At 64.6% G+C, this 18624-nt stretch carries 14 protein-coding genes; 9 read left to right on the top strand and 5 right to left on the bottom strand.

The annotated features are described in order from the left end of the window. Positions 1-2 precede the first annotated feature (2 nt). On the bottom strand, positions 3-938 hold the full coding sequence (locus AC0L2J_RS14200) for an MBL fold metallo-hydrolase (RefSeq protein WP_473390816.1): 936 nt from the start codon (positions 936-938) through the stop codon (positions 3-5). A gap of 232 nt (positions 939-1170) precedes the next feature. Here AC0L2J_RS14200 and AC0L2J_RS14195 point away from each other — a divergent pair, with 232 nt between their 5' ends. Continuing rightward, on the top strand, positions 1171-2115 hold the full coding sequence (locus AC0L2J_RS14195; RefSeq protein WP_473390814.1) for a LysR family transcriptional regulator: 945 nt from the start codon (positions 1171-1173) through the stop codon (positions 2113-2115). A gap of 25 nt (positions 2116-2140) precedes the next feature. Here the strand turns inward: AC0L2J_RS14195 and AC0L2J_RS14190 are convergent, their stop codons facing one another. Further along, positions 2141-2509 (bottom strand): RidA family protein, encoded by a 369-nt coding sequence (locus AC0L2J_RS14190; RefSeq protein WP_473390812.1) that lies wholly within the window; start codon positions 2507-2509, stop codon positions 2141-2143. A 343-nt stretch (positions 2510-2852) separates the two neighbouring features. Here AC0L2J_RS14190 and AC0L2J_RS14185 point away from each other — a divergent pair, with 343 nt between their 5' ends. Then, positions 2853-5174: a molybdopterin guanine dinucleotide-containing S/N-oxide reductase gene (locus AC0L2J_RS14185; RefSeq protein ID WP_473390811.1), complete on the top strand. Its 2322-nt coding sequence runs from the start codon at positions 2853-2855 to the stop codon at positions 5172-5174. An 84-nt stretch (positions 5175-5258) separates the two neighbouring features. On the opposite strand, the gene AC0L2J_RS14180 is transcribed toward AC0L2J_RS14185, so the two are convergent. Further along, positions 5259-6242 (bottom strand): helix-turn-helix domain-containing protein, encoded by a 984-nt coding sequence (locus tag AC0L2J_RS14180; RefSeq protein ID WP_473390809.1) that lies wholly within the window; start codon positions 6240-6242, stop codon positions 5259-5261. Between the two features lie 354 nt (positions 6243-6596). Here AC0L2J_RS14180 and AC0L2J_RS14175 point away from each other — a divergent pair, with 354 nt between their 5' ends. Then, positions 6597-9479: an ATP-binding protein gene (locus tag AC0L2J_RS14175; protein ID WP_473390807.1), complete on the top strand. Its 2883-nt coding sequence runs from the start codon at positions 6597-6599 to the stop codon at positions 9477-9479. 26 nt (positions 9480-9505) lie between these two features. On the opposite strand, the gene AC0L2J_RS14170 is transcribed toward AC0L2J_RS14175, so the two are convergent. Further along, positions 9506-10213, bottom strand: coding sequence for a hypothetical protein (locus AC0L2J_RS14170; RefSeq protein ID WP_473250227.1), 708 nt, complete (start codon positions 10211-10213; stop codon positions 9506-9508). A 118-nt stretch (positions 10214-10331) separates the two neighbouring features. Next, a complete protein-coding gene (locus AC0L2J_RS14165; RefSeq protein WP_473390804.1) occupies positions 10332-13175 on the bottom strand; it encodes an ATP-binding protein in 2844 nt (947 codons plus the stop codon). Positions 13176-13505: 330 nt separating this feature from the next. Here AC0L2J_RS14165 and AC0L2J_RS14160 point away from each other — a divergent pair, with 330 nt between their 5' ends. From AC0L2J_RS14160 to msrA, 6 genes are all read left to right on the top strand, one after another. Further along, positions 13506-14177 carry a sensor histidine kinase gene (locus tag AC0L2J_RS14160; protein WP_007613045.1) on the top strand — a complete coding sequence of 224 codons (672 nt, stop codon included), beginning with the start codon at positions 13506-13508 and terminating at the stop codon, positions 14175-14177. Positions 14178-14210: 33 nt separating this feature from the next. Further along, positions 14211-14924: a VOC family protein gene (locus AC0L2J_RS14155; protein WP_473390798.1), complete on the top strand. Its 714-nt coding sequence runs from the start codon at positions 14211-14213 to the stop codon at positions 14922-14924. A gap of 264 nt (positions 14925-15188) precedes the next feature. Next, positions 15189-16502 carry an epoxide hydrolase family protein gene (locus AC0L2J_RS14150; protein WP_473390796.1) on the top strand — a complete coding sequence of 438 codons (1314 nt, stop codon included), beginning with the start codon at positions 15189-15191 and terminating at the stop codon, positions 16500-16502. 62 nt (positions 16503-16564) lie between these two features. Then, entirely contained in the window at positions 16565-17413 is an 849-nt protein-coding gene (locus tag AC0L2J_RS14145; protein ID WP_473390792.1) for an enoyl-CoA hydratase/isomerase family protein, read from the top strand. 111 nt (positions 17414-17524) lie between these two features. Then, complete coding sequence (locus AC0L2J_RS14140) at positions 17525-17947, top strand: OsmC family protein (protein ID WP_007601290.1); 423 nt, start codon at positions 17525-17527, stop codon at positions 17945-17947. Between the two features lie 153 nt (positions 17948-18100). Beyond that, positions 18101-18616, top strand: coding sequence for a peptide-methionine (S)-S-oxide reductase MsrA (msrA, locus tag AC0L2J_RS14135; protein WP_063995393.1), 516 nt, complete (start codon positions 18101-18103; stop codon positions 18614-18616). Positions 18617-18624: the final 8 nt, after the last annotated feature.

Below are 18624 nucleotides of genomic sequence, written 5' to 3'. Positions count from 1 at the left end.
GATCAGAGGAATTGCCAGGCGAAGCGATCGCCGCGACGGTCGATGCGTCCGACGGACGATTGTGCGAAATGGGTGGTGAAGACGGTTGCGCCACGCTCGGCAGCGTCCTCCAGGACGCTGGCGCGCGAGCGCAAGGCGGCCTCGGGGAATTCGCAGAAGCAGGAATTGAGCGAAGGCTCATACACCTGCAACGGATGGTGCATCACGTCGCCGGCAAAAAGCGCCTGCTGGCCGCGGGATACGAGACGGATCGACGCGTGATCGATACTGTGGCCGGGCGTCGGAATGAAGGAGACGCCGTCGAGGACCTCCTCACCATTCACGGAGATGAGCTGGGCAAGCCCGGCCTCGATCACGGGCCGCACGCTGTCGTCATAGACGCGATCGGCCGGCTTGCGCGCCGCCGGGCCGAGCGCCGGGTCCGGGCGGGCTGCCCCTGTGGGCTCCGCGCCCGCCGCGAGGCGCTCGCCATATGCCTGCTCGATCCCGGAGAAGACGTAGGTCGCATTCGGGAATGTCGGAATCCAGCGACCGTCGACCAGGCGCGTGTTCCAGCCGACGTGGTCAGCATGGACATGCGTGAGCAGGACGTAGTCCACCTGTTCCGGGGTGACGCCCGCCGCGGCCAGCCGCGCCAGGAAGGGCTCGTTCAGACGATGGAGCGGCGGGATGTCGGGCCGGTTCTTGTCGTTGCCGGTTGCCGTGTCGATCAGAATCGTGTGGTGCGGGGTTTTGACCAGCCAGCTGTGGATGCTCTGAATGAAGGTGCCGGTCGCAGGATCGAACGAGCCCGCCTCGAGCCGGTCGCGATGGCGCTCAAGCGCATCCGGCTCGGCGTCAGGATAGAGGGCGCCGAACTTGAATGCGGCAAGCCGCAATTCATCGATCCGCGTGACGGCTGCATCGCCAACGCGATAGGTTTTCGTCGCTTGCGTCATCAAGGTCCTCCACTCCAGGTCGTGGCTGAGCCGGCCTGATTGCCGGCGCCGCCGTGACCGTGAAGTACGAAGCGCACCATGCCGCGAGGAGGGCCGTGGGCTCGATAGGTCCCATCGACCGCGTCGATATCGAAAGGCTGTCAGCCGAGCTTTTCAGACCGCCATTTTGGCTTTACCTCTCTCATCGCGGCTCGTCCGGCCGCGATCATGTGCCTTGAACGGAGGAGGACCGATGCCGGATGCGGAACACGGTCCAGGTCGGCTGGCCGACGACACCGATCTCGCCGAGATCGACCTTGGCCTGTTGCTCGCGCTGGAGGCTCTGCTACGCGAGCGGAACGTCACGCGTGCGGCGTCGCGCCTGAACATCGGCCAGCCAGCGCTATCGGCTCGGCTGAACCGGCTGCGACAGGTCTTTGCCGACCCGTTGTTCGTGCCCGCGGCGGCGGGCCGCGGCGTGGTGCCGACGACGAGAGCGGTGGAGCTGCAGGCGGAGCTGGCAGACGTGCTCGGCAAGCTCCGTCGCATGGTCGAGGGACCGGCCGTATTCGACCCTGCCCGCAGCCAGCGCACCTTTGTCGTTGCCATCCATGAGAATCCAGCCGTGACGCTGGCGCCCGGATTCGTCGCGCGGTTGACCGCCACGGCCGCACGGGCGCGGCTGGCCTTCGTCCATCCTACGCGCGACGTCGTCGATCGTCTTGAGCGGGGCGAGATCGACATTCTGGTGACGGGGGCTGATGGGGCACACGGCGATCTGATGCAGCGTCCGCTTTTCGAGGACAGCTTCCTCTCCGCCCAGCGCAAGGGTCATCCCCGCGGCAACGGCGCGCTCGATCTTGATCGCTTTTGTGCGCTCGATCATCTGCTGATCTCTGCCGACGGCGGCGGCTTCTCAGGCCTCGTCGACGATGCGCTGGCTGCGCTCGGACGTTCCCGACGAGTCGCCGTCTCGATTCAAACCTATGCGCTGGCGCCGGTCATCCTTGCCCACAGCGACTGCATATGTACCCTTCCGCGGCGTTTTCTGATGCGATTTTCCCACGAGCTCGATCTCACGCCGCCGCCGCTCGATCTGCCGCCGGCACGCATCATTGCGCTGTGGCATCCGCGCAATCAGGAGGACGGCGCTCATGCTTGGTTACGTGAGTGCCTGTACCAAGCGGCCGCCTCCTGATTCGACTTGCCTCAACCGCACCAGGTTACGCATCCAGACTTGATGATCCTCGAGCGGCGATGGCCGTGATCTCGAGTTTGACACGGGGACCGAGATCGGCCACGCCGATCGCGGCGCGCGCCGGCAGATGAGCGTCTGCAAAATGCGCTTTCCAGGCCGCGTTGAACTCTGCCTTTTCCTTGAGGCTCGTCATGTAGATGGTCACTTGCAAGACGTTGCTCAGATCGGATCCGAGGGTCTTGAGCAACTGCCCTAACTGCGCGAGGACGTCGTTTGCCTGGCCGGACATGTCGAGGCTCGTGTCCTCGGGGACGATTCCACCGATGTAAAGCACGCCATGATGCTCGACCACTTCGTGGAGCAGACCTTCGTAGGGCAAGACGCGCTTGATCATGATGGGACCGATGTTGCTGAGTGACGGGCCGGGATATCGCACATTTCAATGTCAGTGTCGTCGCAAGAGATCTCGCGCCAAGTCTTGCCGGAAAAGTCTTGCCGGAAGGCGGCCCGCGCGGCTCTGAATGCAGACCGCTAAGACGTTGACAATAAAAGCACAAATTGGTCGAAAAATCGCCACCGGTCGTCCCCGCGAGTCTTCGTCAAGCTGCCCTTGCACGAGCGCCCGGCATTTTCGCCGGCCCTGACCCGACGACATCGAAGAGCGGATCGCTATACTGCTACCTGGATGGCATCGGTGCGGCCAGGACAATGCCGCGACCGGAACAAGGAATGCGACGATGGACGATACGATTGGCTTTCCCGACCCCGGCCTCGACCTGTCCGACGGCTTCAAGCCGCACACCTCGCATTGGGGTGTGTTCTCGGCACGTCAAGGCGAGGCCGGGCTCGAGGTCAGGGCGTATGCGGGCGATCCCGATCCGAACCGCATCATCGACAATTTTCCCGGCGCGCTGCGCCATCAGGCGCGCATCACCCAACCCGCGATCCGCCGCGGCTGGCTCGAACGCGGTCCTGGTCCCGATCATCGCCGCGGCCGCGACGAATTCGTCTCCGTGAGCTGGGAGAAGGCGCTCGATCTGCTCGGCGACGAGCTGGCACGCATCCGTGACACGCGCGGCCCCGGCGCGGTGTTCGGCGGCTCCTATGGCTGGTCAAGCGCGGGCCGCTTCCACCACGCCCAGAGCCAGGTGCATCGCTTCCTCAACATCGCCTTGGGCGGCTACGTGCGCTCGGTGAACTCCTATTCCTCCGGCGCGTCCTCGGTGCTGCTGCCGCAGATCCTCTGCGGTTACGAGGACATCACCAAGCGCAACGTCACCTGGGAGCAGATCGCGGCCGACACCGACATTGTGCTGGCGTTCGGCGGCATGGCGCTGAAGAACTCGATGGTCGCCGGCGGCTCGATCAGCAAGCATGTCGAGCGCGGCGCGATGGAAGCTGCGCGCCGCCGCGGCTGCGAGTTCATCCTGGTCAGTCCGTTGCGCGAAGACCTGCCCGTCGAAGCCGGCGCCGAATGGATGACATGCGTGCCCGGGACCGACACCGCGCTGATGCTCGGCATCGTTCATACGCTGGTCGCGGAAAACCTGCACGACCAGGCTTTCCTCGATCGCTACACTGAGGGATGGCCCGTCTTCCTGCGCTATCTCACCGGTGACAGCGACGGCCAACCCAAGCACGCCGAATGGGCCGCCGCGATCTGCGGCGTCGACGCCGCCACAATCCGCAAGCTGGCACGCCGGCTCGCCGGCAAGCGTGCGCTCATCACCGTCTCTCATTCGCTCCAGCGCGCCGAGCATGGCGAGCAGCCGGTGTGGATGGGCATGGTGCTGGCGGCAGCGCTCGGCCAGATCGGCCTCTCCGGGGGAGGTTACGCCTATTCGTTGGGGGCGATCGGCTATTACGGCCGCCGCGTCAACGACGTGCCGGGGCCGACACTGGGGCAGGGCCGCAACGCTGTCCGCGATTTCATTCCTGTGGCGCGCATCGCCGACATGCTGCTCAATCCCGGCAGCACCTATCGCTATAACGGCGAGACGCGCACCTATCCGGATATCCGCCTCGTCTACTGGGCCGGCGGCAATCCCTTCCATCATCACCAGGACATCAACCGCCTGCGCAAGGCGTTTGCGAAAGTCGACACGCTGGTCGTGCACGAGCTCGCATGGACTGCCACGGCCCGGCATGCCGACATCGTGCTGCCCTCGACCATGACGCTCGAGCGCGAAGACATCGGCTATTCCAGCAACGATCCCCTGATGGTCGCGATGCACCGGATCGCCGAGCCGTTCGGCCTCGCGCGCGACGACTACGAGATCTTCGCCGATCTCGCCGACCGTCTCGGCGCGCGCGAACCCTTTACCGAGGGGCGGACGTCACGTCAGTGGCTGGAACATCTTTATGAGCCGACCCGGGCCTCGCTCGAAGCGCGCGGCCTGGAGGCACCGAGCTTCGAAGAGTTCTGGCGGCGGGGCAGCCTGGTCGTGCCGCAACAGCCCGACGACGGCGGCCGGCTGCGCCGTTTCCGCGACGATCCCGTCAATCACGCTCTGCCGACGCCGAGCGGCCGCATCGAGATATTCTCCGCCAAGATCGCGGGTCATGGCGATACGGATTGTCCGGGCCATCCGGTCTGGCTGGAGAAGTCCGACATGCCCAAGCCGGCGGCGCCGTGCTTTCTGGTCGCCAACCAGCCGGTGACGCGTCTGCATAGCCAACTCGATTTCGGTGGACATTCGCTTCAAAGCAAACATCGCGGGCGCGAGGTCGCGCGCATGAACCCGGTTGATGCCGATGCCCGCGGCATCAGGGACGGCGACATCATCCGCCTGTTCAACGCGCGGGGCGCCTGTCTCGCCGCGGTCCACGTCACCGACGGCATCGCGCCCGGCGTGGTCCAGCTCCCGACCGGCGCGTGGTACGACCCGATGGACCCCGAAGACGACGCGCCGCTCTGCGTGCACGGCAATCCGAACGTGCTCACCCGCGACGTCGGCACCTCGTCCTTTGCGCAAGGCTGCACCGGCCAGCTCACGACGGTCGAGGTCGAGAAGTTCACCGGCAATCTGCCGCCGATCCGGGCTTTCGATCCGGTGTAGAAAAAAAGGGGCCGCACTGTGTGGGGTGCAGGGGCGGCCCCGAGTGGCTCGCAGGCCCGGGAGGATGAGGGCGCGAGCGGATGCTTATGCGGCTGCGCTGATCCAGCCCCTCTCCGTAGAAGGACGACGCGGCGGCACTGCTTGCACCTCTCGCCGCTCGCCCTTGCTGGCGAGGCGCCAGCGTGCCGGGGATTGGTCGCTGATGCGCTTGAAGACGGTCGAAAAATGCGCCTGCGTGCTGAAGCCGACCGCAAGCGCAATCTCCGCCAGCGGCCGTTCCGTGGTCGCCAGCAGCGTCTTGGCCTGCTCGATCCGGTGATTGAGCAGATATTCGCGGGGCCGGTAACCGGTCGCGACGCGGAACTGCGCCGCAAAGTGCATTCTGGACAGGCCGGCGACCTTGGCGAGTTCGGACAGGCTGATGCAGCGGTGGAAATGATCGGCGACATATTGCTCGACCCGCCGCAGCCGCCATTTCGGCAAGGCATTGACCCTGGCGCGTGGCAATTCCAGGCGCGCCAGATGCATCGCAAGGGTTTGGCCAATGCAGCGCGTGAACTCGCGGTCCGCGGCGTCGCCAAGTTCGATCAGCGCCTTGCCAAGCTCGGCCGCGAGCGGGTCGCGCAACAGGACGAGATCATTCAATCCTTCGGTCGCCGAAGATTGCTCCGGAAAATGATCCGCGGATATGTGGAAGTGCAGGAAGGCGCATGGCGACTGGAATTGCACAGCGACAGGATTCGACGGCGCGGTGAGATACAGTGTGCCCGCGGGCATGGTGCCGTCGAAAATGACCTGACGATCCCGGGTGAGTTTCGCGCGCGTGGCCTTCAGTGCGATGCCGACGAAATACCGATCCTCAGGGGTCGTCGCCTGGTGCGACGAGGTGCTCCGCGGGTCTTCCCATCGCGAGATCGCGATGTCCTCGGCCGCCGCCCCCGTGCGCGGACCGATCTGACGCCATTGACGCTCCCGAATGATCGCCTGTGTTGCCTGGGGGATCTCGCAATCCCCCGAGCCGCCCGGAAATTCAATCCAGGCATCAGCCGCCTGCAAATTGGTCAACATCGTTCGTCCTCTCCGGGCTTTCTCCGCTGTTTGCGACCAGCAAACGCGCAAAGCCCCGCGTTTTCCATGGTGAGAGGATAGGGGTGAGCTGCGCTGCAAGCTCGTTAGTGGTGATTAGGATGTGTTAGTTTTTGTGGGACCGCATCAGGTGCGACATCCCGTCTCAGGAAGCGTCCTTTTTTCAAATTTTATCAGATATTTGCGCATCTCCGACCCGACTCGGAGAGCGCAGAACATCCCGTGGAGATCGATGCGGCGGTGTGAGTTCTGTGCGGTGCCCTCGCTGGACCTCGCACCAGTGCCGGGTATAGTCACGCCGCATTTCCATGGAGCAGCTGTCAGGATGAGTCAGAAGTGACCGAGCTCTCGGCGGGACACGGCCCCCGCGGCAGCGAGGCCGCGACGATGCTCGATTTCGATACCGTCGCGTTCGGGCCATTTTCGCTTCGGTCGCGGCTGCTGGAGAAGGATGGCTTGCCGGTCAGGCTCGGCAGCCGCGCGATGGATATTTTGCGCCTGCTGGTCAGCCGCGCCGGCGAAGTGGTCCCGAAGGACGAGATTCTCGGCTATGCGTGGTCCGGGCTCTCCGTCGAGGAGATCAGCCTGCGCGTCCACGTTGCGGAGCTACGCAAGGTGCTCGGCGACGGAAAGGATGGTGCCCGCTACATCACCACCATTCCGGGCCGGGGCTATTGCTTCGTCGCGCCCGTGCGGCGTGGCGAGCGCGCGGAGGTGTCTGCGCCGGCGTCGCGTGCGCCTGTAAGGGGCTCGCCGCCACCGTCGCTGCCGCGCCGATTGGACCGGATGGTCGGGCGGGAGGACGCTGTGGCCGAGTTGGCGGCGCGCTTGCTCCGCGATCGCTTCGTCACGCTGCGAGGGCCGGGCGGCATCGGCAAGACCACCGTTGCGACCGCGCTCGCGCACGAGATGTGCGAAAGGTTCGACGGCAACGTCCATTTCCTCGAATTTGGTCCGCTCAAGGACGCGGCCCTGGTCGCGAGCACGGTTGCTGCCGCGTTGGGGCTCGTCGTGCACCACGATGATCCCTCGGCCAGCATCGTCAATTTCCTACGCGGCCGGCGGCTGCTTCTCGTGCTCGACAGCTGCGAGCACGTCATCGAGGAGGTCGCGCGTCTTGCAGAAAATATCTACCGGGAGGCGCCGGGCATCGTCATCCTCGCAACCAGCCGTGAGTCGCTGCTGGTGGAAGGCGAGCAGATTTTCGAGCTCGTTTCGCTCCCGGGGCCGCCCCAAGGCACCCGCCTCAGTGCCGGCGAGGTGCTGGCCTATCCCGCTGTGCGCCTGTTCGTCGATCGGGCCGTCGCGGCGGGGCATCGCGACGACATCACCGACGAGGATGCCGAAGTCCTGGCCCGGATTTGCGGCAAGCTCGATGGCATCGCGCTGGCGATCGAGCTGGCTGCCGCACGCGTCGGTCTCTATGGACTGCGCGAGATGGCGGCGCTGCTCGACAACCGGCTGCAGCTCGAATGGCGCGGGCGGCGGACGGCGCCGCCGCGGCAGCAGACACTCGGCGCCACGCTCGACTGGAGTTTCGGTCTGATCGGCGAGAGCGAGCGGATCGTGTTTCAGCGCCTCGCCGTCTTCGCAGGTCACTTCACGTTGAAGGGCGCGATAGCAGTCGCGGCCGGGGCGGAGATGCCGGAGGATCGGGTCGTCGAGGCGCTGGAGCAACTCGTGGTGAAGTCGCTGGTTTTCACCCAGCCGGACGGCGCATCGCGGCGCTATCGCCTGCTCGACGCAACGCGTGCCTATGCCCTGCAAAAATTGGCCGACGGCGGACAGCTGGCGCAGATCGCGCACCGTCACGCTCTCTATGTTCAATGCACGCTCGAAGCGGGCATGAAGGACAAGGAGGGCAGCGATCATGCGTCGCGATTGCAGGAACGCGCGAGCCTGCTCGCCGATGCCCGCGCTGCGCTGCAATGGATTTATGCCAACGACGAGGGCGCCGGCTTGCGCGTGCCGCTCGCCGGCAGCTGCACAAGGCTGTTCGTCGAACTCAATTTGCTGAACGAGGCGCGCATCTGGTCCGATCGCGCACTCACAATGCTCGACGAGGCCGACCGGGGCGGCGCATGGGAGCTCGAACTTCAGTCGACGCTCGGTCACGCCTTCATGTTTACCGAGCGCAACAGCGAGCAGGCGGAAGCGGCGCTCAGGCGCGGGCTGGAGATAGCGGAAGCGCTTTCCGATCACGCCAACACATTCAGGTTGCTGTCCCGGCTCAATATGTTCTACCGCCGGACCGGTCGCTATCGGCATCTGGTGCCGACTGCGCTTCACGCCGAGCGGATTGCCCGCGTGATCGGCGATACCGCGGGCATCGCCGGGAGCAAAGCGCTGCTCGGCGTGTCATATCACCTCGCCGGAGATCAGGCCGAGGCGCAAGCCCATCTCGACCAGGGCCTGCGCGACGACGCTGCGCTCCGCGGGACCCAACCCGGGCACTTCGCCTATTCACGCACACCGCAGATTCCGCTTGCGCGTGTGCTATGGCTGCGCGGCTTTCCCGATCGCGCGCTTGAATGCGTCCGGCCGCTTGTCGGCGCTTCAGCGCCGCATGACGTGGTCATGCATTGTATCGCATTATGCTGGTCCGCTTCGGTGTTCGGCTGGCTCGGCGACTGGTCGTCAGTCGAGGCCATGACCGGTCGTCTGGCCGCGCATGCGAGCATGCACGGACTCGTGCCCTACGAAGCCGTCGCTGCGGGTTTTCGGGCGCAGAGCATGATCGCTCGAGGCGAGGTCGCCGGCGGCGTCGACCTGATGCGGAGTGCGCTTCCACGCCTGCACGCCGATCGCTACGAGCTCTATGCCTCGGCGTTCGCCGCGGATCTGTCCCAAGGTTTGGTCACCTTGGGACGGTTGGCGGAAGGCATTCAGGTTCTTCACGAAACCATTGTGCGGGTCGAGCAGGAAGGCGGCGCCTTCGACATGCCCGAGCTGCTCCGTCTGCGGGGAGAGCTGGAGGCCCATGGCGGCAATCTCGACGCGGCCGAGGCAGATCTTGTCGCCTCGATCTCGCTCGCCGAACAGCAGGGCGCATTGTCCTGGCGGCTGCGAGCCGAGATGTCGCTGGCGCGGCTTCGAGTCCGGCAGCGCGGGCAAAGTCCGCTCGAACAGCTCGCTCAAACCTATGCCCGGTTCTCGGAAGGGTTCGAGACCGCCGATCTCATTGCTGCACGGGGCATGCTGAACGAGCCGGCGACCTGACCAGTCGAAGCGAATCGCGCGTGCCGCTACTCGAAGACGGCGTCAAAGATCTCGACATCCATCAGCACGGGCTTGGCGACCACGGTTCCGTCGGGCCGCAGCGTCTGCGCGCGTCGGAGTGTCGGCACCACAATGCCGCCGAAGCTGTCATGGGCCCAGGAGTAATGCGCGACCTTCATTCCAAAGAGATCGTGATCGGTCCGCCGTTGCAACGCGTTGTCGTCGAAATAGAAGATCTGCTCGGGCGCGAGCGTGATCAGGCCCGGCGGGAACTGCGCCCGCAACCTCCGCCATGACTCGTTGTTCTCCTGCCATGGTGGCAGTTCTTCCACCACGACATCGGGATGAGCGAGCAGGAATGGATTGGTCAGATAATTCCAGATCGCGACGCCGCAGAAGAAGACGAGATGCAGTTCGTCCACCAGCGTGGGCGAACCGGCCTCGGTGAACGCAAGGCTTGGATTGCGCCAGGTCCGCAGGATCTCACCCTCGAGGCTTTCGATCGTGATCGCGTCCGGCTGAAAAGAGCCGGAGTGTTCGCCTCCGGTGATGCCGGTGAAGCGGACCGACTGCGTGCGGGTCGAGCCCTCCGCCGTCACGTCCTTGAATTCGCTGGCATGTCCGGTGCTGGAGAACAGCGTTCCGGCGACGGAGAGGTGAAGCGTGAACCGGCTCAAGCTATTCCAGCGGGCCATTCCGCCGCTGGCATCAATTACATCGTCAAGAAGCGCCATGTCCCGCCATATCCACCATGAAGTGCCACCACCATGGCGGGGCGGATGCGGCTTGGCGTGTTAGAATTTGTTAGGAGTTGCGAGCGGAAATTCTTGTGGTATCCCGTTGAAGATATTGTCAATTCAGCGCCGCAAGGAGCTCCCTGGCCGCGACGAGATCACGGGTCTGGAGGCCCTCCTGGTAGCGCGCGACCAGCGGGGCGAGCAGGGCGCGTGCGTCTCCGGCTTTTCCGGCCTGGCGCCAGACCCGGCCGAGACTGATGGCCCCCCGCAGCTCCCAGCCGAGCGCGCATTGGCGGCGTGACAGATCGAGCGAGTCCCGGAAACAGCTTTCGGCCTCCGCGGCATTGCCCGACCGGGCGAGGATGTCGCCCTTGACCCTGAGCATCTCGGGCATGTCGAAGGATTCACCGTGAGCGGGGATTTCCGCGATGGCACCATTGATGGTCTGCAAGGCTTCGTCGGCCAGGTTCTGCGCCACGAGTCCCTCCGCGAGCGCGGTCGCAAACACCGTGGTCATGATCCGGTGTCGCGTCGCGTACAGCGTAGCCTGGCTGCGGCGGAGATGCTCGATGCCGGCGGCGGCGTCGCCGCGGCGAAGCAGCAGCTCACCCTTCTGGCCGATGCCGACCGCATGATAGGGCCCGAGGAAGTGCCGCGCGGAATGATCGATCAGTCGCTCGATCAGGATTTCCGCATTGGCCAAGTCGCCGACCCAGAGGAACACGTAGATGGTCCAGATCAAGGAAATACCGAGAGTGAGCGGCTGTTCGAGCAGCTCGGCTTCGCGAATGGTGTATCGGGACGCCTCGATCGCACGATCGGGCCGGCCGGTGAGCCAAAGCCCGCGCGCCAGCGCCACCAGTGCGACGATGCGGTCGTCATAGCCGAGATGCCCGATATTCAGCCGCTGCGAGCCGGGATTATGCAGCATCGCGCTCTCGCAGAGCTGCACCGCCTTGTCCTGGTTGCCGATCAAATGATGCGCGACGCCCAACATCCATTCGACGTTCAGCGTGCTGGCAGGATCGTTCAGCTTCCGCGCGACGCTCTCGCCCTGTTCGCCGGTTCCGAGCGCTCCGTGAAAATCCCCGACCCTGGTGAGGTAGATGTGTAGTCCGCGCAGCAGCCAGAGCTGCCAGTGCAGATCCTGGAGCTCCCGGGCAAGCTGGAGACTGCGCGTGAATGCCGAGCGGACCGCTTCGGTATTGCCCTGCGTGAACATCGCGGAGACGCCGAGCGCCGCCTGCAAGATCATTTCATTGCGGCCATCCACCGCGCTCGCGTCGAGGGACGCCAGCGCCTGTTGAATCCAGCGGTAGCATTCCGTCAGCAATGTCAGCTCAAGGAAGAACTGGGCCGCTGATGCCGCCAGATCCACGCCGATCGTTCGGTCCCCGCCATCTGAAAAGCTCCAGGTCAGCGCGGCCCGGACATTGGGCAGGTGGTCGGCATAGGGAAGGAAGCCGCCCGCCGTCTGCATGCCCGTGGATTTGACGGCGATGTCGCGCAGGAAGTCGCGGAAATATTCGGCGTGGGCGCGTGCGACGCGGTCAGCGTCGCCGTTCTCGACGAGCTTGTCCGCGACGAAGGCACGTGTGGTGTCGAGCAGGCGATAGCGCAGCCGCCGCTCCGCAGGCGAGGTCGCGATCAGCGATTTGGAAAGTAGATTGGAGATCGCCTCGGCGGCTTCTGCCTCGCCGATGCCCTGACAGGATGCAACCGCAAGCGCGGCTTCCAGCGTGAACGGCCCGACGAACGCCGACAATCCGCGCAGTGTTGCGCTTTCGGTTGGCGGCAGCAAATCATAGCTCCAGGCGAGCGCCGCACTCAGGGTGTGGTGCCGCGGGACAGCGGTGCGCCGCCCGCGCCAGAGCAACGAGAAACGGCTGTCGAGCAGCGAGGCGGTCCCGGCAATGCCATAGGCGTTCACACGCCCGGCCGCGAGCTCGATCGCGAGCGCGATGCCGTCGAGCCGACGGCAGATATCGGCCACAAGCGGCGCATCCTCTTCGCTGAGCTCGAATTCGCTGAGGCTCTCTGCAATGCGTTCCACGAAGAGCTGAGTTGCGGGATAGGCAAGGATGTCGGCGATGCCGAGTCCGTCGCGCTGTGGCGGGCAATCCAGTGGAAACAGCCGATGGACACGCTCACCTTCGGCGCGGAAGGATTCGCGGCTGGTGGCGAGAATATGCAGCCCGCCCGCTTCCCGGACGATACGCTCGGCGAGAGGGGCGAGATCGTCGAGGATGTGCTCGCAACTGTCGAAGACCAGCAGCATCCGCCGGTTGCGCAGGAACGTCAGCAATCCCGGCATCGGGTCGTCGGAATTGACGGTCAGGCCCAACGCGGCCGCAATCGTTCCCGCAACGAGCCGGGTCTCCCTCAGTGCGCCGAAATCGACAAAACACACATGGCCGTCGAAGGCCTGGAACTCGCGATGCGCGACCGCCAGTGCGACCGAAGTCTTGCCGATCCCGCCGGGGCCGACGATCGTGACGAAGCGATGTTGCGCAAGCTCGGCGGAGATTTTCGCGACCGCATCGTCCCGCCCGATCATCTTCGAAAGCGGCGAGGGCAGCGAGCGCGGCCCAGCAACGGGCAGGCTGGTCCGGTTCTCCGACGGGGCGGCCCGGAGCAGCGCGGCCGTGAAGCAATAACCCCGTCCGGGGACGTTGACCACGTAGCGGGAGCCTTCGCCCGCATCGCCCAAGGCCTTGCGCAGTGTCGTGATGTGAAAGCGCAGGCTGCCTTCGTCCACATTCACGTCGGACCAGACCCGCCGGATCAACTCACGCTTGTCCACGACCTCGCCGGCGCGCTCGGCGAGAAAAACGAGAATGTCGAGCGCACGGCCGCCGAGGTGAACCGGGGCGCCGTCCTTCTCGAGCAGCCGCGTCTTTGCGAACAGCCGGAATGGCCCGAAAGCAATGGCCGAATCCTGGTCGTTAGTGTCCGGCACGGGCCAATCATTCCAGTGAAAGAGCTGAACTCTGCACTTTGATCTACCAGAAGGGAACCCAGAGTAAACTGGCCGAAAGTGGCGAAATCGCGTGGGGCGCCGGCAATTGGCCGGCTCTCGCGGCGATCCCTATCAAATTGGCTTAAACGCCAACATCTTGCGAAGCGATCGGGCAACCCGGCGGCGTGCTTGACGGCCAAGCTTACGGCTCGGAGTCCGGTCGTCGTACCCTCATCATAACAGAATCTTGCAACGTCTAACGAGCAATGCGCGCGAACTGCATCCAGTATCCGTTCCGAGTTTGGCGTTAGTTCCAACGGGGAGGCTACGATGTCCGGTTTCAATGCTCGGCCGAATGACGACGTCGTTCGATCTCAATTTGTGGCCAGTTTAGACGATCAGTCGCGTGACTGGGAGCTCGTGCTGCGGGAATCCCACCATCGGATGAAGAACACGCTGACGATACTGGGTGCGTCAGTCCGCCGCGATTTCACCCGAACGGGTACCAGGGATGTGTCGCTTGCAGCGGACCGGCTCGAGCGGCGGATCGTCGCCTTCGGAAGGCTCTATCAACTCCTGTCCGACAATGACGACCATACGGCGATCCCGGTGGCGGCCTTTTTCGAAAATCTGTGCGGAGCGATTTCCGAGGCGGTCCTGGAGCCAGCGGGCATCCGCTGCGAGGCGGCGATCGAGAACGGCACGCTGCCGGCGTCGCAATGCCACCGGCTTGCGCTGATGCTGACGGAGCTGGTGACGAATGCGGCCAAGCACGCCTTCCCGAACAGGAATGACGCAATGATCCGCATCGACATGGCCAATCGCGATGGCGCCTGGTTCTGCACGGTAACAGACAACGGGATCGGCGCGACCGGGCCGCTTCAGGGCACCGGCAGCCGGATTCTCGAAGGACTCGCACGCAGCATTCACGCCCGGCTGCAGGGCGAAGCGGGAGAAGACGGCACACGCGTAACGATCGTGATGCCGATCGCTGCTGCTTGAAGTTCGTCTTAGATCCAACCCAGGGAGTTCGACATGGCCACTACCGAAATCGACCGCGACGCCGCGGCCGATCCTTCCAACAAGTCTGCGAACAAGCGTTCGACATTGCGTGGCGTTGATCAGAGGCTCGAGGTGATCGTGATCCCCGTGTCCGATGTCGATCGCGCCAAGGCCTTCTACGCGCGTCTCGGCTGGCGATTGGACGCCGATTTTGCCTCCGGCGATGATTGGCGCGTGATCCAGTTCACGCCGCCAGGCTCGGCCTGCTCGGTGATCTTCGGCAGGAACGTGACCGCGGCAGCGCCGGGCTCGGTGCGAGGCCTTTACCTGATCGTCTCCGATCTGGAGGCGGCGCGAAAGGATCTGCTCGACCGCGGCATCGAGGTCAGCGCGCCATTCCATGGCGCCGGCGATGTTCACGCGGGAACCGACGAGCCTTATCTCTCCGGCAGCGTTCGGGTCAGCGGTGCTGATCCGAAGCGCGGCAGCTACGGCTCATATGCCTCGTTCAGCGATCCCGACGGCAATGGCTGGCTGTTCCAGGAGGTCACGACGCGATTGCCGGGACGGATCGCGGGCGACGGTACGACATTCGCTTCGCAGGCTGCGCTGGCCGCGGCAGTGCGCCGCGCGGCGGCGGCCCATGGCGAGCACGAAAAGCGGACCGGCGGGCACGATGAGAACTGGGCCGATTGGTACGCCGATTATATCGTCCGCGAGCAGGCGGGCCAGCCGCTGCCGTCCTGAGTGGGACAGCACGGATTCTCCGACTGATGCAAGTCGACGCGGCGCGCGATGAATGAGTTCATCGCGTGCCGTGTTGCTTTGGCCGCGAGCTTCGTGGATCGCCGATCGCTCGCCTCTGTGTTGCGCGGCTCGCAACCGCTAACGCGGTCTAACAACCCATAACGAGCAAATTGCCAAGGCCTGCGCCAATCTCTCTGCATGACGAACCGAGGCGTTGATGTCGAATTCGGTCAGCGTCACCGACCAAAATCAGGGAGATCGAACATGACCACGCAAGCACGTACCGACATTCTCAATCCAGACCGCCGTCAACTGTTGGGCCAGGCCGCGATGACCGCGGTTGCCGCAGGCGTATCGAGCTTGCTGCCGCTGCATTCCGCCAAGGCTGGCGTGAGTGGCGCGGTTCGCCCGTTCCACGTCAGCGTGCCCGAGCAGGATCTGCTCGAACTTCGCCGCCGTCTCGCGGCGACGCGCTGGCCGGATCGTGAGATCGTTGCCGATCAATCGCAGGGCGTGCAGCTGAAGACGGTGCAGCAGCTCGTGAACTATTGGCGGAACGACTACGACTGGCGCAAGATCGAGGCGCGGCTGAACGCCTTGCCGCAATTTGTCACCGAGATCGACGGCGTCGACATCCACTTTATTCACGTTCGCTCGCGTCACGAAAACGCGCTGCCGATGATCGTCACGCATGGCTGGCCCGGTTCGATCATCGAGCAGATGAAGATCGTCGGCCCGCTCACCGACCCCGCCGCACATGGCGCGACGGCGGCGGACGCCTTCGATCTCGTGATCCCCTCGCTGCCCGGTCACGGCTTCTCCGGCAAGCCGACGGAGCTGGGCTGGGACCCTCAGCGCGTCGCGCGCGCCTGGACCGTGCTGATGAAGCGGCTCGGCTACAACCGCTATGTCGCGCAAGGCGGCGATTGGGGCAATGCCGTGACGGAGCAGATGGCCGTGATGGCGCCGCCCGAGCTGCTCGGCATCCACACCAACATGCCCGCGACCGTTCCGGACGACATCGCCAGGGCGCTTCAGCCCGGCGGATCGCGGCCGTCGAACCTCTCGGCCGACGAGCGTTACGCCTACGATCAGCTCGATGACTTCTACAAGCACGGTCTCGGTTACGCGATCGAGATGTCGAACCGGCCGCAGACGCTCTATGGCCTGGTGGATTCGCCGGCGGGCCTCGCGTCCTGGATGCTCGACCATGATGCGCGCAGCACCGCGATGATTGCTCGGGTGTTCGACGGCAAGACGGAAGGGCTGTCGCGCGACGACGTAATCGACAACATCACGCTCTATTGGCTCACCAACACCGCGGTGTCCTCGGCGCGGCTGTACTGGGAGAACAAGCTGGTGTTCTTCGAGCCCAAGCACATCAAGATCCCGGTCGCCGTCAGCGTCTTCCCGGACGAGATCTACGCCGCCCCGCGCAGCTGGACCGAGAAGGCCTATCCGAAGCTGATGCATTACAACCGCCTCGACAAGGGCGGCCATTTCGCGGCGTGGGAGCAGCCAGCGTTGTTCTGCGCGGAAATGCGCGCCGCCTTCCGACCGCTGCGTCAGTCGATCTGAGACCTGCGGGGACGCGCACTTCCGCGCGTTCCCCTCTTTCCCCACAGACCAGGAATCCAATCATGAACCGCCCCGAACGCACCTTCACGACCAACGAAATCCGCCTGGAACGTCGGCTGCCGTCCTATTGGCGTGTCACCTTCGACATGCCCCCGGTCAATATCTTCGGCCCCAAGCAGCTCCCGCTTCTCGACGACGTCGTCACGGCGATCGAGACCGATCCTGAGGTGAAGGTCGTGGTGTTCGACAGCGCCGTCGAGGGCTTCTTCATTACCCACTACGACTTCCTCGCGCCGCTGGAGGATTCGCTTCGTATCCCGCCCGAGCCGACCGGCCTGCAGGCACTGCCCGACATGCTGGTGCGTCTCAGCCGCGCGCCGGTCGTCTCCATTGCCTCCATCAGGGGCCGCGCGACCGGCGTCGGCAGCGAGCTCGCGCTCGCGAGTGACATGCGCTTTGCCAGCCGCGAAAAGGCGATCCTGTCGCAATGGGAGGTCGGTGCGGGCCTGGTGCCCGGCGGCGGGCCGATGGCGCGATTGCCGCGCCTGATGGGCCGCGGCCGTGCGCTCGAAGTTCTGCTCGGCGCCGACGACATCCACGGCGATCTCGCCGAACGTTACGGCTATGTGAACCGGTCGTTGCCGGATGCCGAGCTCGACGGCTTCGTCGAGGCGCTGGCCATGCGCATCGCGTCCTTTGACAAGGAGGCGATTGCCGAGACCAAGCGCCTCGTCGACGTCGCGAGCCTGCCGCCGGATGTCGAGATCAAGCCGGAATGGGACGCCTTCCTGGCTTCGCTCAACCGCCCCGCGAGCCAGGCCCGCATCAAGGCGCTGATGGCGCGCGGTTTCCACCGCGCTGGCGACGTCGAGAACCGGCTCGGCTTCCACGTCGGACAGATCGGTGGCTAGCGGAACTGTTACGGCGTTCGACCGGTTGGAATGGCGACAGGCGGCCGTGCCAATGTCGCTTTCGTCCGGTATCGAGTGCCGGTGCTAAAAAAATCAGCAAGGAGAATTGAGATGATCCGCAAGGCAACAGCAGTCTGGAAGGGCACCGGCCGCGATGGCACTGGTCAGCTATCGAGTGAATCTGGCGTGCTCGCCGCAACACCTTATTCGTTCAAGACGCGCTTCGAGAACGAGAAGGGCACCAATCCCGAGGAATTGATCGCTGCGGCCCATGCCGGCTGTTTCACCATGGCGCTGGCCTTCGGCCTGCAACTCGCCGGTTTCACGCCGGACGAACTCTCGACGGAAGCCGCGGTCACGCTCGAGCCGGAAGGCAAGGGTTTCAAGATCAGCAAATCGGCGCTGACGTTGCGTGCCAAGGTGCCGAACCTCGACGACGCAGGTTTCGCCAGGATTGCCGGCGAGGCCGAGAAGAACTGCCCGGTGTCGAAAGTTCTCAACGCCGCGATCACGCTCGACGCTAAACTGACGTAGGGCGCGCTTTCATTGTGTCTCCATCCGGTTCTGGAAGCTTTGGCCTCCATGAGAGGAACTGGATGGACAAATGCCCGGCTTTCGGCTCGGCCGCCAAAAGCATAGGATGCGACGGATGCAGAACGGACAGACGGATCAATCGGGAGTGGTGATATGACAACGGAACGCGCAATTCTAGCCGGAGGCTGCTTCTGGGGCATGCAGGATCTGATCCGCAAGCAGCCGGGCGTGGTCGCCACCCGCGTCGGCTACACCGGCGGCGCGGTGAAGAATGCCACCTACCGCAATCACGAAGGCCACGCCGAAGCGATCGAGATCACCTTCGATCCCGCCAAGACCAGCTTTCGGACCATGCTGGAATTCTTCTTCCAGATCCACGATCCGACCACGCTCAACCGTCAGGGCAATGATTTGGGCACGAGCTATCGCTCGGCGATCTTTTATACGAGCGACGAACAGAAGCGCATCGCCGGGGATACGATCGCAGACGTCGAGGCCTCCGGTTTCTGGCCTGGCAAGGTCGTGACCGAAGTCGCGCCCGCGGGCGAGTTCTGGGAAGCCGAGCCGGAGCATCAGGATTATCTCGAACGTTATCCTGACGGGTACACCTGCCACTTCATCCGCCCCGACTGGAAGCTGCCGCGGCGCGGGGCTGCAGCGGCAGGCTAGGCTAGTGA

The sequence above is a fragment of the Bradyrhizobium sp. MV1.5 genome (assembly GCF_055807615.1).
Note: the sequence above shows the minus strand (reverse complement) of the source record. Positions and strands in the feature narration are given on the sequence as shown.